This is a genomic window from Chitinophaga chungangae, assembly GCF_017742215.1.
GTDB classification, from domain to species: domain Bacteria; phylum Bacteroidota; class Bacteroidia; order Chitinophagales; family Chitinophagaceae; genus Chitinophaga; species Chitinophaga chungangae.
Map to the genome: position 1 here is coordinate 521,173 of NZ_JAGHKP010000004.1, position 25,811 is coordinate 546,983.

Annotated in this window: 16 protein-coding genes; 12 read left to right on the plus strand and 4 right to left on the minus strand. The window is 54.1% G+C overall.

The genetic code is table 11. The annotated features are described in order from the left end of the window. Positions 1–506 precede the first annotated feature (506 nt). The 6 genes from J7I43_RS21730 (at position 507) to J7I43_RS21755 (ending at position 12,377) form a co-directional block, all read left to right on the plus strand. Positions 507–3,572, plus strand: a complete 3,066-nt coding sequence (locus J7I43_RS21730; RefSeq protein WP_209147975.1) for a SusC/RagA family TonB-linked outer membrane protein — start codon at positions 507–509, stop codon at positions 3,570–3,572. 10 nt (positions 3,573–3,582) lie between these two features. Continuing rightward, positions 3,583–5,082: a RagB/SusD family nutrient uptake outer membrane protein gene (locus J7I43_RS21735; protein WP_209147976.1), complete on the plus strand. Its 1,500-nt coding sequence runs from the start codon at positions 3,583–3,585 to the stop codon at positions 5,080–5,082. A gap of 74 nt (positions 5,083–5,156) precedes the next feature. Beyond that, a complete protein-coding gene (locus J7I43_RS21740) occupies positions 5,157–6,425 on the plus strand; it encodes a glucoamylase family protein (RefSeq protein ID WP_209147977.1) in 1,269 nt (422 codons plus the stop codon). Between the two features lie 369 nt (positions 6,426–6,794). After that, a complete protein-coding gene (locus J7I43_RS21745) occupies positions 6,795–9,338 on the plus strand; it encodes a glycoside hydrolase family 95 protein (RefSeq protein WP_209147978.1) in 2,544 nt (847 codons plus the stop codon). Beyond that, complete coding sequence (locus J7I43_RS21750; protein ID WP_209147979.1) at positions 9,335–11,173, plus strand: alpha-L-fucosidase; 1,839 nt, start codon at positions 9,335–9,337, stop codon at positions 11,171–11,173. Before J7I43_RS21745 ends, J7I43_RS21750 begins: the two co-directional genes overlap by 4 nt. A gap of 28 nt (positions 11,174–11,201) precedes the next feature. Then, complete coding sequence (locus J7I43_RS21755) at positions 11,202–12,377, plus strand: alginate lyase family protein (protein ID WP_209147980.1); 1,176 nt, start codon at positions 11,202–11,204, stop codon at positions 12,375–12,377. 244 nt (positions 12,378–12,621) lie between these two features. On the opposite strand, the gene J7I43_RS21760 is transcribed toward J7I43_RS21755, so the two are convergent. Further along, positions 12,622–13,347, minus strand: coding sequence for a hypothetical protein (locus J7I43_RS21760; protein ID WP_209147981.1), 726 nt, complete (start codon positions 13,345–13,347; stop codon positions 12,622–12,624). Then, complete coding sequence (locus J7I43_RS21765) at positions 13,344–13,925, minus strand: RNA polymerase sigma factor (protein WP_209147982.1); 582 nt, start codon at positions 13,923–13,925, stop codon at positions 13,344–13,346. Before J7I43_RS21765 ends, J7I43_RS21760 begins: the two co-directional genes overlap by 4 nt. 208 nt (positions 13,926–14,133) lie before the next feature. Here J7I43_RS21765 and J7I43_RS21770 point away from each other — a divergent pair, with 208 nt between their 5' ends. The 3 genes from J7I43_RS21770 (at position 14,134) to J7I43_RS21780 (ending at position 19,942) form a co-directional block, all read left to right on the plus strand. Further along, positions 14,134–16,113: a PKD domain-containing protein gene (locus tag J7I43_RS21770; RefSeq protein ID WP_209147983.1), complete on the plus strand. Its 1,980-nt coding sequence runs from the start codon at positions 14,134–14,136 to the stop codon at positions 16,111–16,113. A gap of 121 nt (positions 16,114–16,234) precedes the next feature. Continuing rightward, positions 16,235–17,200, plus strand: coding sequence for a hypothetical protein (locus J7I43_RS21775; RefSeq protein WP_209147984.1), 966 nt, complete (start codon positions 16,235–16,237; stop codon positions 17,198–17,200). A gap of 69 nt (positions 17,201–17,269) precedes the next feature. After that, positions 17,270–19,942: a CHAT domain-containing protein gene (locus tag J7I43_RS21780; protein WP_209147985.1), complete on the plus strand. Its 2,673-nt coding sequence runs from the start codon at positions 17,270–17,272 to the stop codon at positions 19,940–19,942. Here the strand turns inward: J7I43_RS21780 and J7I43_RS21785 are convergent. Continuing rightward, a complete protein-coding gene (locus tag J7I43_RS21785; RefSeq protein WP_209147986.1) occupies positions 19,898–20,428 on the minus strand; it encodes a MarR family winged helix-turn-helix transcriptional regulator in 531 nt (176 codons plus the stop codon). The genes J7I43_RS21780 and J7I43_RS21785 overlap by 45 nt on opposite strands. A gap of 164 nt (positions 20,429–20,592) precedes the next feature. On the opposite strand from J7I43_RS21785, the gene J7I43_RS21790 reads away from it, so the two are divergent. From J7I43_RS21790 to J7I43_RS21800, 3 genes are read left to right on the plus strand one after another with little or no spacing between them, the layout of a single operon-like run. After that, a complete protein-coding gene (locus J7I43_RS21790; RefSeq protein WP_209147987.1) occupies positions 20,593–21,636 on the plus strand; it encodes an HlyD family secretion protein in 1,044 nt (347 codons plus the stop codon). A 3-nt stretch (positions 21,637–21,639) separates the two neighbouring features. Then, a complete protein-coding gene (locus J7I43_RS21795; RefSeq protein ID WP_209147988.1) occupies positions 21,640–23,235 on the plus strand; it encodes a DHA2 family efflux MFS transporter permease subunit in 1,596 nt (531 codons plus the stop codon). Between the two features lie 21 nt (positions 23,236–23,256). Beyond that, the gene (locus J7I43_RS21800; RefSeq protein WP_209147989.1) at positions 23,257–24,528 is read left to right on the plus strand and encodes a TolC family protein; all 1,272 of its coding nucleotides are present in this window, start codon (positions 23,257–23,259) and stop codon (positions 24,526–24,528) included. A 114-nt stretch (positions 24,529–24,642) separates the two neighbouring features. Here the strand turns inward: J7I43_RS21800 and uxuA are convergent, their stop codons facing one another. Next, positions 24,643–25,809 carry a mannonate dehydratase gene (uxuA, locus tag J7I43_RS21805; RefSeq protein WP_209147990.1) on the minus strand — a complete coding sequence of 389 codons (1,167 nt, stop codon included), beginning with the start codon at positions 25,807–25,809 and terminating at the stop codon, positions 24,643–24,645. Positions 25,810–25,811 lie beyond the last annotated feature (2 nt).

The following is a 25,811-nucleotide window of genomic DNA, read 5'->3' on the forward strand; positions in this document are numbered from 1 at the left end:
CGCATCCATTGCGGCCTAACAATTCCGTAATATTAGAGCATTTCCTTTGCAGGATGAAGCCTATCGCCCGCATCTTGCTCCTGTTGCCCGTGCTGCGCGGCAATGCGCAGCACGAAGGCCCGGTGATTTTATCGGCCGGCACGCGGAGAGAATGAAGAAATAAAGGTTATCTGAGAAAATGCCGCTTCTTTGAGGAGCGGCATTTTCATTTTGTCGATTGTAAAAGACAAGAACATTCATTTTTTGTCGTTTTGAAACGACATTTTGTTCAATTGTGGGCATCCATTTTAACATTGTTTTAACACTTCTTGCAATGGCATGACATTTACCGGACTGTTAATTGCGGTAAAACATCCAATTACGAATCAAAATCTGAACGCCTGCCCGTTTTCTTCCGACAGATTGAACATTAGTTTCCCCGTGCTTGTAATTCTTGAGTAACCCGGGCCTGTCTTGTTTTTCCCTAAACCCCATCAATCCATATTGAAGCGCTTAAACAAATTACTATGAAACCAGGCTTACTATTGTATTCCATTTTCTTATGGTTATTCCTGCAACCGCTTGCCACACTTGCCCATGGCTCCGGCGGGTTTGTGCAGGCCATTGCCGTGAAAGGCACCGTCAGGGGTACGGACGGCGCGCCGATTCCGGGCGTTACCATCCAGGTAAAAGGCACCAGCACCGGCACTGTTTCGCAGCCGGACGGCACTTATACCATCAACGTGCCGGACGCCAACGCCACGCTGCAGTTTTCGTACATCGGTTATACGCCGCAGGAAATACCGCTTGCGGGGCGCACTACCCTGGATGTGGTGATGTCGTCTTCCACCTCCGAACTTGAACAGGTTGTGGTTGTTGGTTATGGCACCCGCCGCAAAAGAGACGTAACCGGCGCCGTGGGAAGCGTGCGCGGTGAAGAGATCGCCAAACAACCGGTGAACACGGCCACGCAAGGCGTGCAAGGCAAACTGGCCGGGGTGCAGATCATCAGTTCCGGCCAGCCGGGATCGCAGCCGCAGGTGCGTGTGCGCGGTACCGGCAGTATGCTCGCCGGCGCTGAACCGTTGTATGTAGTTGACGGTATTCTTACCAACGACATCCGCAACATCAATACCGCCGATATTGTCAGCATGGACGTGCTGAAAGACGCATCGGCGGCAGCCATTTACGGCGTGCGCGCGGCCAACGGCGTGATCATCATCACCACCAAACGCGGGCAGGCGGGCAAGATGGAAGTGAGCTACAACATGAACATCGGCTGGCGGCAGGCTGCGAACGTCGTGAAAATGGCGAACACACAGCAATATACCGGTTACCTCGCCGACGCGGGGCCGCAGGTGACGATCCCCGATTTTGGCGCGGATTCCGACTGGTACGACGCGGTGCTGCGCAAAGGATTGCAGCAGGTGCACAACATTTCCCTTTCCGGCGGCAGCGAAAAATTTCTTTATTATTTTAATGCCGGTTACCTGACGGACGAAGGCATTGTGAAAGATAACCGCTACGACCGTTTCACCATCCGTTCCAACAACGAATGGAACATCGTGGAAGACAAACTGAAATTCGTCGCGCAGCTGTCGTACATGCACAATAAAACCGACTATGTACAGCTGGACGACATCTACAACAACACTTACCGCGCGGCGCCCGTAGTGCCGATCAAGCGGGACGGGAAATATGGCAACACGTCCGCATTCCAGAACGTAGGCAACCCCATTCTCTCGCTCGATAAATCGTTCGACCGCATGAACGAAAACCGTTTGCAGGGAACCACCTATCTCGAATATTCGCCCTGGAAATGGCTCAAACTGCGCTCAAGCATCGGCGTGAACCAGGGATTCCAGAACAGGCGGCAGTATTACGACAAATACTTCAACGACGAAACTACTTTCCTTGTAGCAGGCGGCAATCAACAAAGACCGGAAAGCCAGCTGACCGTTGTGAAAGAAGAAGGCACCGAATGGCTCTGGGAAAATACCGCCACTTACCAGCAGCGTTTCGACAAACACGACCTCACCGTACTGGCCGGCTACACCGCGCAGAAATACGAAGGCGATTACCTGCAGGGCGTTCGCCGCAACGTGCCGAACAGCCCGGATCTGTGGTATCTCATCTCCGGCGACCCAAACACGGCTACCAACACTTCCGACGGCGACAAATACGCGCGCACGTCGATACTCGCGAGAGTGAACTACAGTTACGACGATAAATACCTGCTTTCCGCGTCTTTCCGTAACGACGCATCCTCTCGTTTCCCTTCGGATAACCGTAACGGTTATTTCCCCGCGGTGGGCCTGGGCTGGGTGATCTCACAGGAAGATTTCATGCAAGACCAAAAACTGTTCACCTTCCTGAAACTCCGCGCCAGCTGGGGGCGCATCGGTAACGACAATATCGCGTCCAATCTTTACATACTTACGGCCAATTCGGGCCTGCTGTATTTCTTCAACGGCACCGCCACGCTCGGCACCAACCTGGCGGATATCAAAGACCGCAATCTGAAATGGGAAACTACGCAGGAATACGACTTTGGGCTGGAGTTCAGCATGATGGACAGCAGGCTGACCGGTGAAGTGAACTATTACAACAAAGAAACCATCGACGCGCTGGTGACGGTGCGCATCCCCGGCCTGCTCGGCGACCCGGACAATGAATACACCACCAACGCGGGCTCTTTCGTGAACAGGGGCTGGGAATTTACGCTGGGATGGAAAGACAGGATCTCCGACGATCTCGATTACACCATCGGCGGCAATCTCACCCTCAATCGCAATGAAGTGACGGGCCTCAACCAGGGCCAGCCGCTGTTCCGGGGCGGCGTAGGCCAGCAGGGCAACATCACGAAAACGGACAACGGCCAGCCCATCGGCAGTTTCTTCGTGCTGGATGCGGACGGCGTATTCCAAAGCCAGGCCGAGATCGATGCATATGTAGACAAAGACGGCGACAAGATCCAGCCAGGTGCAGTGCCCGGCGACCTCAAATACAAAGACATCAACGGAGACGGCGTGATCAATCTCGACGACCGCGTGTATGCGGGAAGTTATCAACCTAAGCTCTATTACGGCATCAACGCAGGACTGAATTACAAAGGCATGGACTTCAGCGTGGACTTTTACGGCAACGCGGGGAATAAAATCTACAACGGTAAAAAAGCCTTCCGCTATGAAGTGACGGATAATATTGAAGCAAGTTATGCGGACAAACGCTGGAGGGCTGACCGTCCGTCTGCCACAGACCCGAGAACGTTGCCCGGCGGCATTCCCGCGTCGGATTATTTTATCGAATCGGGCAGTTTTTTCAGGATGAACAACATCACGGTCGGTTATACATTGCCGAAGGCTTTACTGGAGAGCATTAAAATAGAGCGGCTGCGTGTGTACCTTACCTCGCAGAACCTTTTCACGGCCAAAAAATTCACGGGTTTTTCACCGGAACTGGTGGCGGGGCAGGCGAGAAGAGACGGGTTCCTTTCCACTCAAAACAGCACCAGCCCGCTGGAAGCCGGGATAGAGCTTAATCCATACCCGACCACAAAAACCTTCGCGATAGGATTGAACGTAACATTTTAAATGCAGCATCATGAAAAAACTGATCTATATATCCTCGACAATGTTGGCCATGCTGCTGAATGCCGGCTGTGGCAAAAATTTCCTCGACATTCCGCCGCAGGGCAGGGTGACCGAAGAAGAGATACGCACCAATCCCAACGCCGCGGTCGATCTTGCCAACGGCGTGTACAACGTAATGTGGCTGGGCGGTTTCGGGCCTGACGTGCACGGCCTTCAGTTCATCAACATCACCAGCATCGTGAGCGACGATGCAGACAAAGGCAGCACGCCGCAGGATTACGGCCCTTCGCTGGAGATCGATAATTTTACTTACGGCCCTTCCAATCCCATCGTGGCGAATTTCTGGACAGGATATTACCAGGCCATCGCGCGGGCCAACCAGGCGCTGGACAAACTTCCCCTGAGCCCGCTGCCGGAAGCGGATAAAAACAGGCTGATCGGCGAAGTGCGTTTTCTCCGCGGGTATTTTTATTTCAACCTCGTGCGCACTTACGGCGGCGTGCCGAAGCTGGACCGGGTGCCCACGCCCGACGAAGCCAATTCCGACGCTTTCCAGACGCGCGCTTCAGCGGCGGATATTTATGCGCTCATCATCAGCGATCTGCAGTTCGCGGCAGACAACCTGCCGCTGAAAGGCGCCACGCCCGTGGGCCGCATCACCAAAGGCGCTGCGCAGACGATGCTGGGGAAAGTGTACATGTACCAGAAGAACTGGCAGAAAACATTTGAATTAAGCCAGGCCGTGATCAATTCGGGGCTGTATGATACGCTCTCCGCTTACGCCGATATCTGGCGCGCAAAAGGAGCCAATTCCATCGAATCCATTTTTGAAGTGCAAACGGGCACCAATGCCGCCTGCAACGCCGCGATCGAATTGTATGCGAACAGCCAGGGCATCCGCGCGAGAAAAGGCTGGTCAGACTTCGGTTTCGGTTTCAATAACCCCACCGCCGACCTGGTAGCCGCTTACGAGCCGGGCGACAAACGGCGGGAAGCGACCATCATCACCATCCGGCCGAACGGCACCATGTTGTGGGACGGCTTCCGTGTGCCCAGCCGCGATTCCGTGGAAAACGACCGTTACAATTACAAAGCCTATCACAGCCGTACGCAGGAGCCGTATTGCGGCAGCGCCGACCGTACGCCGAAAAACCTGCGGGTGCTGCGTTACGGGGAATTATTATTGCAATACGCCGAAGCTGCTAACGAGCTGGGCAATACGGGCGAGGCCCTGGCGAAACTGAACATCGTGCGGAGGCGCGCCGGGCTGCCGCCGGCCGTTTCAGGCGGGCAGGCCGATCTGCGGCAAAAAATATGGAAAGAAAGAAGAGTGGAACTGGCCATGGAGCACGACCGCTTCTGGGACCTGGTGCGCACAGGCCGCGCGGGCATAGTAATGCGCGCGCACGGGAAAAATTTCGTCGATAATAAAAATGAACTGTTCCCGATCCCGCAGGACCAGATATTGCTGAGCAACAACCGGCTTACACAGAACCCGGGATATAATTAAGGTTGAAATGAAAATCGTAATTTGAAACAAGAACCTGTTATATGATACGAGGCCTGATCTGCATTATTTGCTGCATGATATGGATACTGCCGGCAACGGCGCAGAAAAAAAAGATCCCCCGGCCACAGCTGGGGGACTCTGCTTTGCTGACGCTGGTACAGCAGCGCACTTTCGGTTATTTCTGGAAGTTCGCGCATCCCGTGTCTGGCCTCGCGCCGGAGCGTACTGCCACGCCGGAAGTGGTGACCGTAGGCGGTTCGGGGTTTGGGGTGATGGCGATACTCGTGGGCATCGAGCGCAAGTTTATCACGCGCGAGCAGGGGCTGGACCGTTTGCTGAAGATCGTCAACTTTCTCTACAAAGCCGATCACTATCACGGCATCTGGCCGCACTGGATGAACGGCGCCACGGGCAAAACCATTCCTTTCAGCCGGAGAGACGACGGGGGCGATGTGGTGGAATCCGCTTTTATGTGGCAGGGCCTGTTGTGCGTGCGGCAATATTTCACCGGCGATACGCCGAAAGAACAGGAACTCCGTAACAAGATCGGTTGGATGTGGGGTGAAACGGAATGGAACTGGTATACGCAGGGCGGTCAGGATGTGCTGTACTGGCACTGGAGCCCGAACAGCGGCTGGGCCATGAACCACCAGATACGCGGCTGGAACGAATGCCTGATCGCGTATGTGCTCGCTGCTTCATCATCCAACTATCCCATTTCCGCGAAAGCATATCATAACGGCTGGGCCGTGAGCAATTATTTCGCGACAGACCGCGAATATTATGGCATCAAACTGCCGCTGGGCTTCCCTTACGGCGGGCCGCTGTTTTTTGCGCATTATTCTTTCCTCGGTCTCGACCCGCGCGGGCTGAAAGATCAATACGCCGATTATTGGGAACAAAATAAAAACCACACGCTTATCAACCGCCAGTACTGCATCGAGAACCCGAAAAAATTCAAAGGCTACGGGGCGGACTGCTGGGGCCTTACCGCCAGCGACAACCACGAATTCTACAACGCGCATTCTCCCACTAACGACCTCGGTGTGATCACGCCAACGGCTGCACTGTCTTCGTTTCCCTACACCCCGGAATATTCCATGCAGGCGCTGAAGTATTTTTATAATCAGGTGGGAGACCGGCTCTGGGGCGAATACGGATTTTACGATGCCTTCAACGAAACCGTCAATTGGTTTGACTATCAGTATCTCGCCATCGACCAGGGGCCCATTGTGGTGATGATCGAAAACTACCGGAGCGGCCTGCTGTGGCGGCTTTTCATGAGCAATCCCGAGATAAAGGCTGGCCTGCGAAAGCTGGGTTTCACCAGTCCGGCCATTTAGCCGTTTTCCCAAAATGCGAAATCAATACTAACAAAAGTGAAAATAATGTTTCGTAATTTGCAACCGATTGCATAATTTCGGTATTATATTCAGGGCGTATTCAGGCCGTAACCGGCTGGATTAATGCAAACGTTTGCTGAATACGGGGAAAAAGCACCATCAGGACTTAATACTTTAATTATATATGCCGCAAGGTCGGCACCGCGTTATGAAGATCAGTCACCACTTTCATTACACCAATCATGCTTAGCTGTTTTCACAGGTGGTACGGCGTTTTGTTGCCGTGCCCCTGTGAGCGGCGGCTGTATGAGATTTGATCAGATCGCGCTACAGTTATCATCAATGCCAATTGTTTAAACTACAGACAGGATGAAAGGATTGATCGCAGGGATCATATTATTTACGGTACCGTTCCACACACAGGCGCAGCAGGGCGATCCCCTGCTGAAGCTCTGGTACCGCCAGCCGGCCGCTAACTGGAACGAGGCGCTGCCGGTAGGCAACGGCCGCATCGGCGCCATGGTTTTCGGTTCCGTACAGGAAGAAAAGTTGCAGCTCAACGAAGCGTTTCTCTGGAGCGGCAGCCCTGGCGACGGCAACAATCCCGGCGCGCGCACCACGTTGCCGCTCGTAAGGGAAGCTTTGTGGAAAGGAGAATATATGAAGGCGGATTCGCTGAGCAGGCTCATGCTGGGCCCGTATAGCGCGCGTTATCTCACGCTGGGCAACCTGCTGATAAAAAACGAAACGCCCGCGGCGGATGTAAAAAATTACGAACGCTTGCTGGACCTGAATAAAGCCGTTGTTACCGTGAAATACACCGCCGGCGGTGTGGAATATACCCGCGAAACCTTCGTGAGTTATCCCGCCCAGCTGATGGTGGTGCGCTGGCGGAGCAGCAAACCGGGCGCGCTGAATTTCCGCGCATCGTTCGACAACCCGATGCCGGTGAAAGTCGGCGGCAAAACCGACACGCATCTCGTGCTCACCGGTCAATGCCCGAGCTACGTGCCGCACCGCCCGTATGAAAAAAGAACGTTTGAATACGATCCGCAGAACGGCATCAAATACGAAGTGCATTTACAGGCGCGCCTGAAAGGCGGCTCCAGCAAAACGGACGATAAAGGGCTGACGGTAAAAGGCGCTACGGAAGCGGTGTTGCTCCTTTCCATCGGCACCAGTTACAACGGCCCGTTCAATAACCCCGTTTCGGAGGGGAAAGACCAGTCTGCCGAAGCCCTGAAACCCTTAACGCAAGCGGCTTCAGCAAGCTATGATCAATTGCTGGCGAAACACCTCGGCGATTACACGGCACTGTTCAGCCGCGTAAAGCTCGACCTGGGAAAAGATACTTCCGCCGTAAAACCGACGGACGTAAGATTAAAAGAATACACGCTGGCGGGCGGCAACCGCGATCCGCAGCTCACCACGCTGTTATACCAGTACGGCCGTTACCTCATGATCGCCGGCTCTCGCAAAGGCGGCCCGGCCATGAACCTGCAGGGCATCTGGAACGACAAGATGCAGCCGCCATGGGGCTCGAACTATACGGTGAACATCAACACCCAGATGAATTACTGGCCGGTTGAAAACGCCAATCTCAGCGAATGCGCCACGCCTTTGTTCGATTTTATCGCGCAGCTGGCGAAGAACGGTGAAAAGACCGCGCAGGTGAATTACGGGCTGAAAGGCTGGACGGTGCACCACAATACCGACATCTGGGCGATCACTTCTCCCAGCGGCGGTTTTGACTGGAAAGACCCGAAAGGCGACCCGCGTTGGGGCATTTGGCCCATGGCCGGCGCCTGGTTCTGCCGTCATCTCTGGGAACATTACACTTACACGGGGAATGAAAAATTCCTCGCCGATACGGCTTATCCGCTCATGAAAGGTGCGGCGGAATTTATGATGGGATGGCTGATCAAAAATCCTGAAGGCAAATGGGTGACCAACCCCTCCACCTCGCCTGAAAACAACTTTTTGATCAACGGTGAAAGAAAAGGCTCGGTAAGCATCGCTTCAACGATGGACCTGTCCATCATCCACGACCTGCTGAACCGCACGGTAGTGGCCGCGCAGATATTGCATAAAGACACGGCGATGGTGCGCCAGATGCGTTTCCTGCTGAAGAACATGTATCCTTTCCACAGCGGCCGTTTAGGCCAGTTGCAGGAGTGGTACCTGGATTGGGATGATCCGAAGGACAAACACCGCCACCTGAGCCATTTGTACGGCGTCTTCCCCGGCAATGCGATCACGCCGCGCCGGCAGCCTGAACTGGCAGCCGCGGCCAAACAAAGCCTGCTGCTGAGAGGCGACGGCGGAACGGGATGGTCGAAAGCATGGAAGATCAACTGGTGGGCGAGGCTCGAAGACGGCGATCACGCTTATACGATGCTCAACAAACAGCTCTTCCTGGCAACGCTCGATTCCATCAGCGTGGGCGACAACAGCGGAGGCTCTTACGCGAACCTCTTCGATGCGCACCCGCCTTTCCAGATAGATGGCAACTTCGGCGTAGTGTCCGGCATCACGGAAATGTTCGTGCAAAACCACGACGGCGTGATCCACCTGCTGCCTGCATTGCCTTCCGCATGGCCCGACGGTAGCGTGAAAGGGCTGAAGATCAAAGGCGGCATGGAAGTGGACATCAGCTGGAAAAATGGCAAACTGCAGCAGGCAGTGATCCGTTCATCCGTCAACCAGGGACAACAAACCATCCGCACCGCGCAAAAGGTGAACATCAAACCGGCAGGCGGCGCGGCAGCAGATAAAAAAACAATTAAAGACTACGGTTTCGCCGTGAATAAAGTGATCGGCGACGCAGGCAAATTGCCCGCGTTGAACCTGAAACCGGTAACGGACCAGGAGATCGCGATCAAACCGGGCGTTACAACCATTACCGCGCAATGAAAGCAACAACGTTTATAACAGCTGCGCTGCTGGGCGCATCGGCGACAGGTTTTGCACAGTTCAAAGGAGACGACGACGGCATCCTGATGCAAAAGGCCGCAAGCCGCGACAGCATTGCGATCGCGGAAGCGGTAGACGGCTGGTGGACGGCTTCCATGAAAAACCACGATGCGCGGATCGCATGGTGGCGCGAAGCGAAATTCGGGTGTTTTATTCATTGGGGCGTTTATTCCGTTCCCGGCGGAGAGTGGAAAGGAAAAAAAGTGGGTGGGTACGCGGAGCACCTGATGCGGAAGGAAAAAATACCGAGAGAAGAATATGCGCGGCAGCTCATCCAAACGTTCAATCCCGTTGATTTTAACGCGGATGAATGGGTGAGGTTGATAAAGGACGCTGGCATGAAGTATCTCATCATCACCGCCAAACATCACGATGGCGTGGCGATGTACCCTTCCGCTATCGGCAATTACACGATCGGGCAATCGGCGTTCAAAAGGGACCCGATGCAGGAACTTTCCGCCGCCTGCAAAAAATACGGCATCCGTTTCGGTTTTTATTATTCCCATGCGTTCGACTGGGAACACCCGGACGCACCGGGCAACGACTGGGATTATCAGAATCCCGGCGGCGATAAAAACCTTTATGGCGGCACGAACTGGTACGATCATCACCCGGAATTGCTGCCAAAAGCGGTGAAATACGTGGATGAAAAATCGATCCCGCAGATCAAAGAGCTGCTGCTGAAGTATCACCCGGACATCATCTGGTTCGACACGCCGCACAAGCTGCCTTTATCTGAAAACATCCGCATCCTCAAAGCCATCCGCGAAACCGATCAGAACGTGGTCGTGAACGGCAGGCTGGCAAGGAGCTCCGCGGTTTCTTTCGGCGATTATAAAAACACGGCGGATAGACCGGCGGAATTTTATCCCGTGGAAGGCGACTGGGAAGCGATTCCCACAACCAACGAATCTTACGGGTACTCCCGTTACGATAACAGCCACAAACCGGCGCCGTTCTTCATCCGGCTGATCGCCAAAGCCACTGCGCGCGGCGGCAACCTGCTGATGAACATCGGCCCGATGGGCAACGGCGTGATAGACCCGAGAGACACGGTGATACTGCACAGCGTCGGCCAATGGCTGAAAACCAACGGCCCGAGCGTATACGGCGCCACCGCATCGCCTTTGCCGCTGCAGTATTGGGGAGAAGTGACGAAAAAAGGGAACAAACTTTACCTGCACGTGTTCAACTGGCCCGCCAACGGCAAACTGGTGCTGGGCGGAATGCAGGGAAAAATAAAAGGCGCGTCGCTGCTGGCTTCTGGTCAAACGTTGCGCTTCAAAAACAACAACAGCGACTGGACCTTCAACGTCCCCGCCAAAGCGCCTGATACCGTAAACACGGTGATTGTGCTGGAAACGAAAGGGGAAATAAAAGGTGACGAAGCGCGTCTGCTGGGTTCCAAAGAAAAAAATATCCTTCGCGCCTTCGATGCGAAGCTGCACGGCAAAGGCCTGGGATATGGCGACGGCAAAGCGGGAAAAGATTATGTGCAGAACTGGAAAAACCAGGACCAGTGGCTGAGCTGGAAGATCAGGCTGAACGAGCCCGCGGTATTGCAGGTAAGCCTGAAGTACGTAAATGAAAACACAGTAAAAGGCAACACGTTCGTACTGACCGCCGGCAACCGGAAGATCGAAGGGAATATCGGCGAAAACGAAACCTACGGCACGTTTGAGCTGCCCGCCGGTACGTACGACCTGGAACTGAAGCCGGGCAACATCAAAGGCGAACTGATGAAATTGCAGGAAGTGATCCTGAAGGGAAAATAAACGTACGCAACAACACGAAACGAACCAGATGAAAAAATATTTGATCATAACGCTCTGCACACTTTTTGCGAACATCGCGTTCGCAAACGGCGGCGACGAATGGCTGAAACAAGCCGTGATCGCCAGGCGGGCGGACATTGTAGCCAAAGCGCAATGGGCCATGCGGCAGCCGCCGGTAACGGTTACCGCGTCCAGCAGCCCGCGCAGCGCAGGAGGCATCCACGATTTTTATTCCGAAGGTGATTACTGGTGGCCTAATCCGGCCAGTCCTGACAGTCCATACATCCAGAAAGACGGTCAGACCAACCCGGACAATTTTGTTGCGCACCGCCAGGCGATGATCCGCTTCAGCAGGATCGTAGGCGCACTGGCGGCGGCTTATGTTGCGGAAGGAAAAAAAGAATACCTCGAGCACGCGCGTAAACACATCCTTGCCTGGTTCGTAAATGCGGACACACGGATGAACCCGAACCTGCAATATGCACAGGCCATCAAAGGCAGGGCCACGGGCCGTGGCATCGGCATCATCGACACGGTGCATTTCATCGAGATCGCGCAGGCCTTGCGCATCATGGAAAAAGCAGGCGTGCTGAAAGATGCGGACCTCGCCGCCGTGAAAAACTGGTTCGCGGAATATCTCCGTTTTATGACGGAACATCCTTACGGCAAAGATGAAATGAACGCGAAGAACAACCACGGCACCTGCTGGGTAATGCAGGTAGCGGCATTCGCTTCGTTCCTCCGGGACAAAAAATGGACGGACTTCTGCATCAGCCGTTACAAGGAAGTGCTGCTGCCCAACCAGATGGCCGATGACGGCAGCTTTCCGCTCGAACTGCGCAGAACGAAACCCTACGGTTATGCATTGTTCAACCTCGATGCCATGGCCACGGTTTGCCAGATACTCAGCACCCCGGAGAACGATCTCTGGAAATACACCGCCAGCGAAGGAAAAACCATCGGCAAAGGCATCGCTTACATGTATCCTTACGTGGCGGACAAAGGCAAATGGCCCTTCGCGAAAGACGTGATGTACTGGGAACAGTGGCCGGTAGCCCATCCGTTCCTGCTGTTTGGCGCCGCGGCTTTTAACAACGAAAATTATTTCAGGTTGTGGCAGAAACTGGAGCACGACCCGCAGGTCGAAGAAGTGTTGCGCAACCTCCCGGTGAGAAACCCGGAAATATGGATGGTTAAACTCTGAGTTCAACCAAAAAAGATATCATAAACGTACTAAAGAGTACTGTAGACGTGGAATATGATAACGCCGGTCTCGTCTGAGCCGGCATCTTTTTTTCGTAAACCGCCCACCACCAGTAATCTTCATCCATCCATTCTGCCCTGAGCAGCAGTCCTGCCCAGCGCGCGCTGCAATCGTCAGACAGATCGCCTTCCCATACGATCGGTTCTTTTGTTTGTTTTATTCTTTCGTCTGACATCATCTGCCGTTATAATTTCTTCAGCAACTCCTGCGCTTTCGCATAATTCTCCGCGTCTCCGGGAATTTTCTCCAACCACTCCCTGCATTTTTCTTCATTTTTTTCTTTGAGGTAACTGAGCGCCACGTAAAACGCGCCTTCGTATTTGAACACGGATTCGCCGTTGTAGATCGCTTCGAGATCGGGCCGGGCGAGGGCGGGCTGTTTGTTTTCGAGATAGGAAAGACCGCGGTAATATTTTGCGTAGGCATTGTCCGGCTGCTGCGCCAGCACTTTGTCCAGCGTAACGACGGCCTGTGCGTAATGATGGTGGTTGAACTGACGCGCCGCCTCGGCCAGCAGCGTATCTGCGCCGGTGCTGCGTTCGGCGGGGGAGATCATTTCCTGTGCGCCGTATTGCTGGTAAAGGTCTTTTTCCCAGGGGCTGAGGTACAATATGAGCGCCACCGCTGCCGCGAGCGAAGCAATGGCCACCAGCGAACGGTTGAAACGCACCACTTTGGCGGGTTGTTTCGTGATCACGGGACGTAATGAATGCAGCGTTTTTTTCAGCTCGTCGCGCTGCGCGTCCGGCTGAAGGGAATGCCGCAGCGTTTCCTGCACGTCGCGCCAGGTCTGCAGCGTTTGCAGCAGTTCCGGCTCTTTTTCGAGGCGGCTTTCAAAAGCGGTTTTGGTATCGGCGTCCATTTCGCCGGACAAATACCGCTCTATTAATTCATGATCCTGTTCGTTCATGTCAGTCCCCATTTTGAAACGTTTTCTTTAATCGCGCTGATGAGCGAGGCCATACATTCCGACTTCTTTTTGCGAAGATAGCCGTACGTAACGCCCAGTTTGGAAGCGATCTCTTCCTGCGGTTTGTCAGTCAGCGACCAGCGGATGATCTCCTGGCAGCGTTCGCCCATTTTTTCGAGCATGGCTTTAAAGAGACGCGCTTTTTCGTTGTCCGCCCAGGTTTTTTCCGCATCGTGGAAGCTGTCTTCTCCCAGGTTAAATTGTTCGTCGAGCTCTTTTGTTACCCCCTGGCGACCTTTTTTCTTTAATTCGTTGAGCCATTTGCGCTTGCAGACCAGCAACAGGAATGGTTCGAAAGGGCAGGTGAGCACCAGGTTCTTGTAACGGGCCTGGTTGTAAATATCCACGAGCGATTCCTGGAAGATGTCCGCGGCATCGTCTGCCGTGCCGCTGTTTTGCGTCACATACTGCTTTACCCGGGGGCCGAACCTCCGGTAGATCTCCTCCACCGCCTGCACGTCGTTGTGCAGCAGGGCGTGGATAAAGTGTTGGTCTGCATGAGGGGTTTGGGTGGACATATACTTTTAAAGATATTAAAAATCCCGGGGTAACAAATCACCGTTCCCGTTGATCTCATCCTATAAAGCTCCTGACCTGTTAACGCCAGATACACTACAAAGGCCTCCCGTACCGCACGGGAGCGCCTTTTGTTGTTGACGGAAAAACGGTATATTGACGGAATTGAATCTGTCGGGCCCGGGAGCGGCATACCCTAAATACCTCTATATGAACAAATATACCGGCGCAGCCACCGTATTCCTCGTTATGGCCCTTTCGGCCGCCGCACAGCAGAAACCTGTGCCAGACACCATTCCCGCCGGGATCGACATAACGCTGGAAAACAATAAAGCTTCCCTCAGCGCAGTGCTGCGGCCCTTGCGGCAGATCGCCGGCGCACCCGAAGCGTTCTATACGTATTTCTGGGAATTCGGCGACGGCACGTTTTCCTTTGCCCCGCAGCCCGTGCACCAGTTTAAAGACACGGGCGATTACGAGATCCGTTTGTACGCCACCAATAATTACGACGACGGCAAAGCGCCCAAAGGCAAGCCGCGTAAAATAAAAGTGAAAAAAACGATGTACGCCGCAACCGGCAATCCCACCGGGTTTTTCCAGGGCTCAGACATGCTGGCCATGAAAGCCAACCGCATGCCCAAACCCGGCGAAGAAATGGTGACGGTGATCGGGTACCGGCATCCCGGGGGCGCGGGCAGCGTGAGCGGGTCGTTGCTGATGTTTTACAATGAAAAACAATTTTCGCAGAAGAACTTCGTGGTGGCCGATGCGCGCGCCTATCACGGAGAACGGCGATCCGTGATGGATTCGGTGCTGGCTTTTGCGCCTACGGAAGAACTGTACCTGCCGCTGGCCGGGCCTTCCGCGGGCATTGCGGGGAATGCCGAAAGAACGGCTACCGTAGCGGCTTTGCTGGATGAAAAAAAATCGATGTTCCGCGAGCAGCATGTTTGGAGAGTGGAAAACCTGCGGGCGGGGGAAGAAAAATATTTATTCCTTTCCCTGGAAACCACGCCGCAAATGATCAAAGACACGAACGCGGTGGTGACCATCAGCACGCTTTTTGTGCCGGACGATCCGCTCATGCCGGTGAGCCAGTACAATCTCGAAATGCAGATCGTGGCTTCCCACGACCCCAACCGCATGCAGCTGAAAAACCGGCGGATGAATTACCGTTTTGTGCGTAAATCGAAAGAGCTGAGCTACAAAGTACAATTCCAGAACACCGGGAGAGGCCCTGCCAGCAAGGTATCTATCGGGGTAGCCGTGCCCGGCATGCTCAACGGGCAAACGCTCGAGATTACCGGTTTTTCCCCGAAATGCATCCTGTGCGATTCCGCATACGAACGGCAAAGCTGCCTGGATACGGTGGTGCGGAAAGACAGCATTTTTTTCATCTTCAACAATATTTACCTCAAAGGCCTGCGGCAGGAAGGCGTGGAAGACGAAGATTCCACTAAAGGTTTCGTCAAATACCGCATCCGTTTCAGCAAGGAACTAAAAAAACTGCCCTTCAGCAGCCAGGCCTCCATCGTGTTCGACCGCAACGCGCCGGTGATCACGAACCGTTCCAAAGGCCGCTGGATGCCGGGTATTTCCCCGGGCATCATCATGGGCTACGGCATCGGTTCGGGGAAAAATAAAATGCCTTTCGGCCTGCCCGCCGGCTCGCTTGGGTTCAGCATTTCCACGTATGCGCCTTACCGCGTGTATTTGCAGGCGGAAGCCTATCTCGGCCTGCAGGAAAAAAACGAAACGCTCGTATCCTTCTCGCGCGACCAGCGGGACACGTCCATCGGCGACCGCAAGTTTATCGTGCAGGGCCGCGAGAATTTCGAGATCGTCAGCAGAACCACCATGGACGTGGTGCCGCTGCATGTTCGGTATAATGTTACGTCGTGGCTGGGCGCGGGCGCAGGCGCGATGTTAAGCGTGGTGGTGGGAGAGAAGCGGCAGGACAAGAAAGTGGTGACGGCGATGGAGTTGTCTGCCACCGGCACCGCCACAGTGGAAAAATTCGAAAGGCTGGCAGGTGCGGTAAAGGAAAGTTTCGCGGCGGCAGACGGCGCGCTGTTCGCCGATCTGAACCTGGGCATGGTGCGCGCCGGGCCGTCGTTGGGCGTGCGGGTGCTGCAATACCTGAAAGATCCGCAGCAGCGGGTGTTTTTTTATGGTATCTGGCGGTTTTAGGCGCTGATCTAAAAATTATGCAAGGGCCTCCCTCGTTTGGGGGAGGCCCTTGCTGCATTATAATATATTAATTATATTATTTATATTTGAAAGTGAATTTTTTTAACCCAAAACCCTATCCATGAAAACGAAAATCATGCTGGCGGCCGCTGTCCTGGCCGCGTTTGTTTCCTGTCAGAAAAATGCGGAACAGCTTCCTGGCGAAAAACAACCCGTTAAAATGAAAGAGATCACACTCAGCCTCAAGGGGCTCGACGTTTCCGAAACGCCGCTGGGCCGGAAGGCGCCGGGTGATGAAACCTACCAGCGTTTACTGCGCGACAGTACGGTCTATATGGTAAGGGTCGGTTTCTGGAGCAGCGGTACTTCCACTTCTTACGGAGGCGCTTTTACCAATCCCAATAACATCAGGATTGCAATTCCGGAAACCGGCAACGTGACGCTCATCGCTTATGCTTTGAAAAGAGGCTCGGGCGGAGGATTGCATTACAGCTGGGTTGCCGGCATGCCTTATTTCGACACGCCTCCCATTTTCGATACGCTGCAAAACAGGATGGAGATTGCACCGATTTGGTGGCAGCATTACAGCGATTCGCTGAGCAATTACAAGATTACCAAACTGCAGGATACGCTGAGTTATACGCAGTATGAATACCCGGAGATAGACGCCTATGTTGCGGATACCTTTTTCTCCGTATCGCCGGTTGTTTCGCAGCTGGTACTGGAACTAAAACGGGCGTCTTTTGGCGTTGAATTTTCTTCCCCGAATTTTACCGCGGGACAGCTGAAAGTTTCTTTTGCCGGCATTATGGAGCCCAAAGTGCTGACGCCCGCAAGCATCGGAGGCAGGCGCTTTCTTCACACCAGCCAGTATTATAGGGAGGAAGGTTGGTGGCATCCCCTTGTTCCCGTAAAAGTTGTCTGGGAACCCGGCGATGGCAGCCAGGTAATTATTGGGGAGAAACATATCGATTTCAAAAGGAATACGCTGACGAAAATAAATGTAACCTTACCCGATCCCGTTCTCGGTATCGTGCCGGTATTAACGGACACGGCATGGGGAGGTAATGAAGCGGTTGATTTCTGATAAACAGTCCGGCCGGAACATGCCCCGGCCGGACTAAATATAACGCAGGTACGTTATCTTTAATACCGAATGTTCCGCCTGCGATATATCGTCCTTTTCCTGTGCTGCATCCGCGCCGCGGAATGTTTCGGCCATCCGCCGGACACGATGCGCCTTCCTTCTGCGATTGCCGGCGAAGCCGCCGCCCTGCAACAAAAAAACAATCTCGCCGACTGGCTGTATCTGCAAATGGATTACGCGGCGGAGCTTCCCGCTGAACGGCTTCCACTTCTCACCGGTCTCGGCAAACGCGCGTGGCGCCTTCCGCAGAACGAAACCGAGCACGCCGCCTGGCTGGACATGCTTACCTACCAGGGATATTACCAGATGTTCACCGGCAATATCCTTCCATCCATCGCCGCATACGAAAACGCTTACCGTTATTATAATGAACATCATATAACGGAAGCGGATATACTGGAATATATCCTCAAACCGCTGGGCAATAATTACACGCGCCTCGGCGATTACGAGCGCGCCGGTTTTATTCAGGAACAGGGCCTTGCGATCGCGCGTAAACAAAAAGACCCGAGGCAGATCGCCGCGGCGTACAGCAACCTGGCCGTTACCTGCCTGATGCAGGAACATCTCGACCTCGCGCGCGACCATGCGCGGAGCGGTTTGCAGTCTGCGCCGGAAGGCAGCAGCATAGCGGGTTTGCTGCATTCTACGCTCGCGGAGATCTATATCAGAAAAGAAATGCCCGACAGCGCGGAGATACATGCCACGGCAGGTCTGCAAATTTTACAACGGCCAGAAGCTCTGCGCACCGAAAACGGGGGATACTGGCTGGCGTCTGTATTACAGGCGAACGGCGATGTGGCGTCGTTGAAAAAACAATACCGCGAAGCGGAAAAATGGAACGGCCGTTCCCTGGTTGTGCTAAACAAATATTACCCCCACGCGCGCAACCGCGAAAAAGCGAGAGTGCTGGTGAAACTCGGGAAAGCAGCGCTGCTGCAAAATACACATCCCAACGCAGCGCTGTTACAGCCTTTCGACCATGCGCTGGCATACATGCTGCCCGGGCACGTTTCCGGCTGGCCTGCTAAAAACCTTCTCTATGGCGACTTTACGATCGCCGATGCCATCGAAGGCCGCGCGGATGCGCTGGCGCAGGCGGGCCGCCTGCGGGAAGCGCTGGAAGGTTACCTGCTTATTTTCGACATTGAAGCCACGCTGAGAAGGGAGTTTTTCAGCCGCGCCACCCGGCTGCTGCATCAGCGCCAAAGCCATACACTGGCCGAAAAGGCGATGAACGCCGCTTATCTTTTGTGGGAACGAAGTCAGCAAAAAGAATTTGCGCAGGCCATGCTGCTCATCATGGAACGGAGCAAGGCACAGGTGCTGTTGCAAGAACAGGTTTTTAACATGCAGCAGGGGCGCCTGGGCATGAAAGATCCTTTGCTCGACGAACAGCAGCGTTTGCAGCAGGCGCTGGCGTATTACGATCGCGAAGCAGCGGTGTCCGGCAAAAAAAATCCGGCGCGCGATGCGCTGGCGTATAATCTTTCGCAGTTGCAGGTGCAGACCCGGAAAAAATACCCGGGATATTTCGAGCCGGTACAGCAGGCTTCGCTGCATCCCGAAAAAGATATCCCCGAAGGGCTTACGGTGAAAAGCCTTTTTTCCGGTGAAGAGCACCTGTACGTGATGGACATCACGAATGCGGGCATTCAGTCCGTACGGCGGCTGGAAGATGGTAAAGGGAAACAGCGTTTCCTGCAAAAGTTCGTCACTACTTATTTTCACAATGGCCCGGCCGCAATGCAGAACGCGCCCGCGGCATATTACGATGACGCCTATACGATATTTCAATGGATGTGGGACGGGAAAATAGCATCGCGTTACCTGTTGATCCCCGACGGCTGGTTCGGTTTTTTGCCGTTCGATGCGCTGGTGACGGACAGCGTTTACAAACGCAACACCGCGCAGTGGCCCTTCCTGCTGAAACAGTCGGTTACCAGCCTGGCGTATTCGCTGCAAACCTACCGCAGGCAATCGGCCGTTGCGGACGGGAAACATGCGCAGCTGACCGGATTTTTTATTTCCGCCGCCGGTTTGCCCGCGGTGGAAGAAGAGTACAAAGCCGTGCATAAAAACGCGGCTGGTATTTATTTTAAGGACGGGGAAGCCACGCTCGCCGCTTTCCGCGGGCAGCTAGGCAACGGGGGGATTTTGCATCTCAGCACCCACGCGTCGCTCGAAGGCGACCAGCAATTGCCCGCCATTCAATTGGCGGACGGGCCTTTTTATTTGTTTGAATTGTATGCCCGGAAGTTCCGTCCCGGCCTGATCGTGCTAAGCGCGTGCAGAACGGGGCAGGGCATGATGGCGGAAGGGGAAGGCATCATCAGTCTCGCCCGTGAATTTACATCGTCCGGCGCCACCGGCATCGTGGCCGGCCTCTGGAACCTGCACGACGCCACCGCCGCCAATCTCACCGGCGATTTTTACGACCAGCTGCACAACGCGGCAGACCCGGCGATGGCGCTTCATCATGCCAAACAGCAATGGCTGAACGACAAGAAAGCCGGGCAGCAACTGAAACTGCCATACTACTGGGCGGCCATGACCTATATCGGTCATCCGCAAACCACAGTGCCCGAAAAACCTGCAGGGAGTAAAATGTGGTATTGGATTGCTGCTGCAGCGGCGCTATTGGTCGCCGCTGTTGTGCTCTTGCGGCGCGGAAGAAGATGATTTCGCGTCCGTTGCGCTGGGGAAAATACCTTCCACCAGCCTGAAAAGGATCTCACGGAGCTGTTCCGCATCCTGTTCGCCGATAATATTCGTATAAAATGCGGTGATCTCCTGTACCGCGCCCGATACGTCGATCACGAGCTGCTTGCCTTTGTCGCTGAGGAAAATGACGGTGGCGCGGTTGTCTGTCTCGTGTTTACGGGTATAAATAAACCCCATGGCCTCCAGGTTTTTTACCACCTTGCTCATGGCCTGTTTCGTAATGCGGGCCTTTTTAGCCAGCTCGTTATTAATGGTGCCCTGGGGTGAAATATTCACCAGCAACACCATATCTCCTATTTTAAAGTCTTTATAACCAGTTTGTTGTAAATATTCGGTAATGCGCGCGTCAAAGTCCTTTTTGACGATGCTGATCAGTTTCACGAGCAGCCGGGGCCTGCGGGCCACGATCTCTTCCAGCTTTTTGTCTAATTCAGTTGTAGTCATATCTATACGCTGTTTTGGTACAGTGTATCCTAAAATACCCCTTTTTGTCACTTTAAAGTTAATATTTTTTTCTGAATAGTCAACCTATTTGTCTATTTGGTAAACTTGGTTTACTTTTGCGTCGGTATTTTGAAAAATACCCCTTTTATAAAACACACATTACAATGGAAACAGCAAATGCGAACCCCCGTAGGGGTAAATTAGTCGTGCGCCTTATCTTCATCGGCATTCTCGTAGCCGGGGCCATTTTCGGGGTGAAACAATGGTTGTATGCCCGCCACCACGAAACGACAGACAACGCACAGGTAGAAGGCCATGCCGCTCCCGTTATAGCCAGGGTAGCCGGTTATGTAAAAAGCCTCAATGTTCAGGATTATGGTAACGTAAAAAAAGGCGATTCGCTGCTGGTGATCGACGATGAGGAATACCGCATCGCGTTGCAGCAGGCTGAAGCCGATTATCAGCAGGCAGTGGCCGACCTGGCAACCGCGCGGGCCAGCCAGGCGAACGCTTCCGCTTCCATCAGGGTCGCAGATGCGAATGCGCAGGTAGCTTTGGTAAGGAAACAAAAATCCGAAGCAGACCTTCGCCGCGACCAGGCGCTGTTTAACGACCAGGCCATCACCAACCGCCAGCTGGACGATACCAAAGCCGCCAACCTCACCAACGACAAACAATACCAGGCCGCCCAGGACAACATCGCCCTCGCCCGTTCTTCCGTACAGGTAGCCGCCGCGAAGATCGCGCAGGCGGAAGCGGTGGTAGCCAGCCGCAAGGCAGCCGTGGAACAAATGAAGCTCAAGCTCGGCTATACCAACATCACCGCGAACATCACCGGCCGTATCGGTAAAAAGAACATCGAGCCGGGACAGTTTGTGCAAGCGGGTCAAAGCCTCTTCACCATCGTGGACGAAAACGGTTTTTACATCATCGCGAACTTTAAAGAAACCCAGCTGGCTCATATAAAAGTAGGCCAGGAAGCGGAAATTGAAGTGGACGGTTACGACGGCCTGAAACTGACAGGCCATGTTGCCGCCATCTCCCGCGCCACCGGCGCTAAATTCTCCCTGCTGCCCCCGGATAATGCGACGGGCAACTTCGTGAAGATCGTTCAGCGCGTGCCGGTAAAGATCCTGATTAATAATGCAGACCAATATCTCGACAAGCTGCGTGCTGGCCTGAGCGTAGAAGTGGCCTTAAAATACTAACGTATGTCCCTTCCGTCACTTTCACCCAAACCGAAAGGATTTGCCAAGTGGATCATTGTAGCCACGGTGATTTCGGCTACCATGCTGGAACTGATAGACACCACGATCGTAAACGTGGCGCTGTCGGACATCAGCGGGAACCTCGGGGCTACCATCGAAGACGCATCCTGGGTCGTTACGGCTTATGCGATCGCCAACGTGATCGTGATCCCGATGACCGGATTCCTCGCATCTTATTTCGGCAGGAAAAATTACTACCTGGCATCCATTCTCATATTTACATTTTCCTCTTACATGTGCGGCAATGCCGGAGGGCTCTGGGAGCTGGTCATGTGGAGGTTCATCCAGGGCGTTGGCGGTGGTGCGTTATTGTCCACCTCCCAGTCCATACTTTTCGATACGTTCGAGATTTCGGAAAGACCGACCGCATCCGCCATCTTTGGCCTGGGCGTCATCATCGGCCCCACTATCGGCCCTACGCTCGGTGGTGTGATCGTCGATAACGCGCACTGGAGCCTGATCTTCGACATCAACATCCCGGTCGGCATTATCGCCGCTTTCCTGGTATATAATTATATCGAAAAACAACCGCACGAATACAACATCAACCGAAAGGCCATCAAGATCGATTACATCGGCATCCTGTTGCTGATCGTGTGGGTGGGCAGCCTGCAGTACATTCTCGAAAGAGGGCAAACGGAAGACTGGTTTGCCGCGAAACACATCGTGGTGTTGACGATTGCTGCGGTGGCAGCTTTTGTATTGTTCATCTGGTGGGAATTAAAAACGGATTCGCCGGCGGTGAACCTGGGCGTGCTCAGGAACCGGACGCTGGCCATCACTACTTTGCTCACATTTATCATGGGGATGGGCATGTATTGTTCGATGTTCGTATACCCCGTGTGGATGCAGCGCGTAATGGGCTTTACGCCTACGCTGACGGGCGAATCGCTTTTCCCCGGCGCCATTGTGGCGGCCATCATGATGCCTATCGTGGGCAAGCAGATCCAGCGGGGCGTGCCGCCGAAATACCTGATCACGGCCGGTTTCTTTTTCTTCGCCATCTTCTGTTTCTGGATGTCCGGCGCGAGCGCGGAAGCGGGCGTGATGTTCTTTTTCTTCCCGCTGCTGTTGCGCGGTTTCGGCGCGGCCATGCTGAGCGTGCCGCTGACCAACCAGGCCGTTTCGGGCCTCACGCCGCAGCAGATGCCGCAGGGTATCGCCATCAATAACATGCTTCGCCAGTTGGGCGGTTCGTTCGGCATTGCGTTCATGAACACGTACGTAGCCAGGCAATACAGCATGCACCGCCTCCAGATGGTGAATTACGTGACCCCGGAAAATCCCGTGGCCATGGAACGGATCGAGCAGCTGAGCGGGGGACTGGTCGCCAAAGGCGTGAACGCCCTGCAGGCGCACGGCGTGGCGATGAATATCATGGACGGCATCGTGACCAAACAGGCATATGTGCTCACTTACCTGGACGCATTCCGCATCGTGGGCATCTTTTTCATATGCGTGCTGCCGTTGATGCTGTTCGTAAAGAAACGTAACGTAGGCGCCGCCGCCATGAAAGAAGCGGTTGACCATGCGCACTAATTCATAAAATAATGACCAAAGATGAAAAAGTTATTCTTCATAATACTGACCATTGCCACCGTAAAAGCTTCCGCGCAACAGGCGCCGGACGATCTGAAGGCGCTGGTCAAACATTCATTCGATCACTTCTCCGAACTGAAGGCGATGGAAACGCAGGCAAAGATCGCCGCGGATAAAACCACGCTGGCCAAAGCCAACCGCCTGCCCGAAGTGAATGGCGTAGCCAGTTACATGCATGCCTATCCCGTTCCGAAGATCGCATTGCCCGGCAGCGACTTCCTGTTTCAGCCCGTACCGTCGGAAAACGTGAACGCGGGCGTGGAAGCGCGCCAGTTGCTGCTGGACTTCGGTAAATCAGGCAGCCAGATCAAACAAAGCCAGGCGGAAGCCAGCCTGCTGAACATGCAGACCGCCGAAACCCGCGAAAAACTGGCCTACCAGGTAGCGGGCGTGTATCTCGCTATTTCTTTCCTGCAAGACAATATCGCCGTGCAAGACGCGAACATCAAGTTGCTGGAAGACACCGAAACGATGGTGGAAAACAAACTCAAACACGGCGACGCGATCGACCTCGACCTGCTGAACACCCGCGTGAAACTGGAAACGTACCGCAACCGGAAAGTGGATTACCAGAACTCGCTGCAAAAACAGCTGGCGACGCTGGAATACCTTACCGGCGAGCCTTTGAAAGATTCCATCCACAGCGCTTTCACCTGGCCCACGCCTTCGCTCGAGGCAAGTTTTGAAGGCAACTCCGCCGTAAAAACCGCTCTCGAAAAAGAAAAAGTAGCGGAAACCGGTGTGGAACTGGCGAAAAGTCAATACAAACCTTCTTTGTTCGCACAGGCCGGCACCGGTTATAAAAACGGTTTCCTGCCGGATGTGACCACGCCGAAATTCAATTACAACGCCGGCGTAAGCCTTTCCGTTCCCATATTCCACGGCAAAAAACTGCGCACGCAGGAACATATGGCCGCTACCGAAGTGGAAGTGGCCAAATGGAACACGCAGGGCATCAAAGACAATATCCGGAAAGAAGTCGCGCAGCAACAGGCAGACATTGCGGCCAGCCGCGAAAGGCTGGAAACAGCCGAAACGCTGCTGCAGCAGGCCAACAGGGCGCTTACGCTCGCGCAGAGCCGTTACAGGAACGGCGTGATCACTTACCTCGACCTGCAAAACGCGCAAACTTCCCTGCTCGAAGCGGAGATCTCCAAGATCCAATACCAGTACCAGCTTTCCGTAAGCAGCCTGGCATTGTTACAATTGAACGGAAATGAATTCTGGAAATAATGATAAAGACAATTACGGACGGAATGTCCGTAGTTTTGTTTTCGTAGTGTGTGTTTAAAAAAAGCCCGGTCCTTCGTGGACCGGGCTTACTTTTTTATGCGAAGCGCGTTGTTATCATGATTTTCCCGCGATGCCCATTTCGAGGCCTCTCAGCTCCGCAAGGCCTCTCAGCCTGCCGATGGCGCTGTAGCCGGGATTGGTCTTTTTGCTAAGGTCGTCCAGCATCTGGTGGCCGTGATCGGGGCGCATCGGGATAGATACGTTCCTTCTTTTCATTACCGCCAGGATATTTTTCACCACGCCGTACATGTCTACATCGCCTTCGAGATGATTGGCTTCGTAGAAGTTGCCGAGCGCGTCGCGTTTGGTGGCGCGCAGGTGAATGAAATGGATATGATCGCCGAGGCGGTCTACCATGCCGGGCAGGTCGTTGTCTTCACGCACGCCGTAAGAGCCGGTGCAGAAACAAAGGCCGTTGGCGGCGGAAGGCGCGGTGGCGAGCAGTTCTTTCGCGTCCTGCTCGGTGCTTACCACGCGGGGAAGGCCGAGGATGGGGAACGGGGGATCGTCTGGGTGAATGGCAAGTTTGATGCCCACTTCTTCAGCCACGGGCACGATCTGCTGGAGGAAATAGAACAGGTGCAGTTTGAGTTTGATCGCGTCTACGTCTTTGTATTTGTCGAGTGCGCCCTGGAACTGCTCCAGCGTAAAACTTTCTTCGGAACCGGGAAGGCCCGCGATGATGTTGCGTTGCAGCAATGCTTTTTCGTCGTCGGACATGCTGTCGAACTGTTCTTTCGCGCGGGAGATCTCTTCCTGCGAATAATCGTTTTCAGCGCCGGGGCGTTGCAGCATAAACAAGTCGAAGGCCATGAACTGCGCCTTGTCGAAACGAAGGGCTTTGGAGCCGTCTTCCACGGTATAGGCGAGGTCTGTACGCGTCCAGTCCAGCACGGGCATGAAGTTGTACGTCACTATATTAATGCCGCAGGCCGCGAGGTTGCGGAGGCTTTGCTGGTAATTTTTGATGTATTCCTTGAACCGGCCGGTTTGTGTTTTGATATCTTCATGCACCGGCACGCTTTCTACCACGGACCATTTCAGCCCTGCGGCCTCGATTTCCTGTTTGCGCTGGAGGATCTCTTCTTTGCTCCATACAACGCCGTTCGGAACGTGGTGCAATGCAGTAACGATCCCTGTGGCGCCGGCCTGCCGGATGTCTGAAAGGCTTACGGGGTCTTTGGGCCCGAACCACCGCCAGGTCTGTTCCATTCTCAACATAC

What these genes read in the sequence shown, in the direction of transcription:
- J7I43_RS21785 (WP_209147986.1), bottom strand. Translation starts at nt 20,428, where the DNA reads ATGACTACAACTGAATTAGACAAAAAGCTGGAAGAGATCGTGGCCCGC.
- J7I43_RS21775 (WP_209147984.1), top strand. Translation starts at nt 16,235, where the DNA reads ATGAAAACGAAAATCATGCTGGCGGCCGCTGTCCTGGCCGCGTTTGTT.
- J7I43_RS21800 (WP_209147989.1), top strand. Translation starts at nt 23,257, where the DNA reads ATGAAAAAGTTATTCTTCATAATACTGACCATTGCCACCGTAAAAGCT.
- J7I43_RS21765 (WP_209147982.1), bottom strand. Translation starts at nt 13,925, where the DNA reads ATGTCCACCCAAACCCCTCATGCAGACCAACACTTTATCCACGCCCTG.
- J7I43_RS21780 (WP_209147985.1), top strand. Translation starts at nt 17,270, where the DNA reads ATGTTCCGCCTGCGATATATCGTCCTTTTCCTGTGCTGCATCCGCGCC.
- J7I43_RS21740 (WP_209147977.1), top strand. Translation starts at nt 5,157, where the DNA reads ATGATATGGATACTGCCGGCAACGGCGCAGAAAAAAAAGATCCCCCGG.
- J7I43_RS21770 (WP_209147983.1), top strand. Translation starts at nt 14,134, where the DNA reads ATGAACAAATATACCGGCGCAGCCACCGTATTCCTCGTTATGGCCCTT.
- J7I43_RS21755 (WP_209147980.1), top strand. Translation starts at nt 11,202, where the DNA reads ATGAAAAAATATTTGATCATAACGCTCTGCACACTTTTTGCGAACATC.
- uxuA (WP_209147990.1), bottom strand. Translation starts at nt 25,809, where the DNA reads ATGTTGAGAATGGAACAGACCTGGCGGTGGTTCGGGCCCAAAGACCCC.
- J7I43_RS21745 (WP_209147978.1), top strand. Translation starts at nt 6,795, where the DNA reads ATGAAAGGATTGATCGCAGGGATCATATTATTTACGGTACCGTTCCAC.
- J7I43_RS21735 (WP_209147976.1), top strand. Translation starts at nt 3,583, where the DNA reads ATGAAAAAACTGATCTATATATCCTCGACAATGTTGGCCATGCTGCTG.
- J7I43_RS21760 (WP_209147981.1), bottom strand. Translation starts at nt 13,347, where the DNA reads ATGAACGAACAGGATCATGAATTAATAGAGCGGTATTTGTCCGGCGAA.
- J7I43_RS21790 (WP_209147987.1), top strand. Translation starts at nt 20,593, where the DNA reads ATGGAAACAGCAAATGCGAACCCCCGTAGGGGTAAATTAGTCGTGCGC.
- J7I43_RS21750 (WP_209147979.1), top strand. Translation starts at nt 9,335, where the DNA reads ATGAAAGCAACAACGTTTATAACAGCTGCGCTGCTGGGCGCATCGGCG.
- J7I43_RS21795 (WP_209147988.1), top strand. Translation starts at nt 21,640, where the DNA reads ATGTCCCTTCCGTCACTTTCACCCAAACCGAAAGGATTTGCCAAGTGG.
- J7I43_RS21730 (WP_209147975.1), top strand. Translation starts at nt 507, where the DNA reads ATGAAACCAGGCTTACTATTGTATTCCATTTTCTTATGGTTATTCCTG.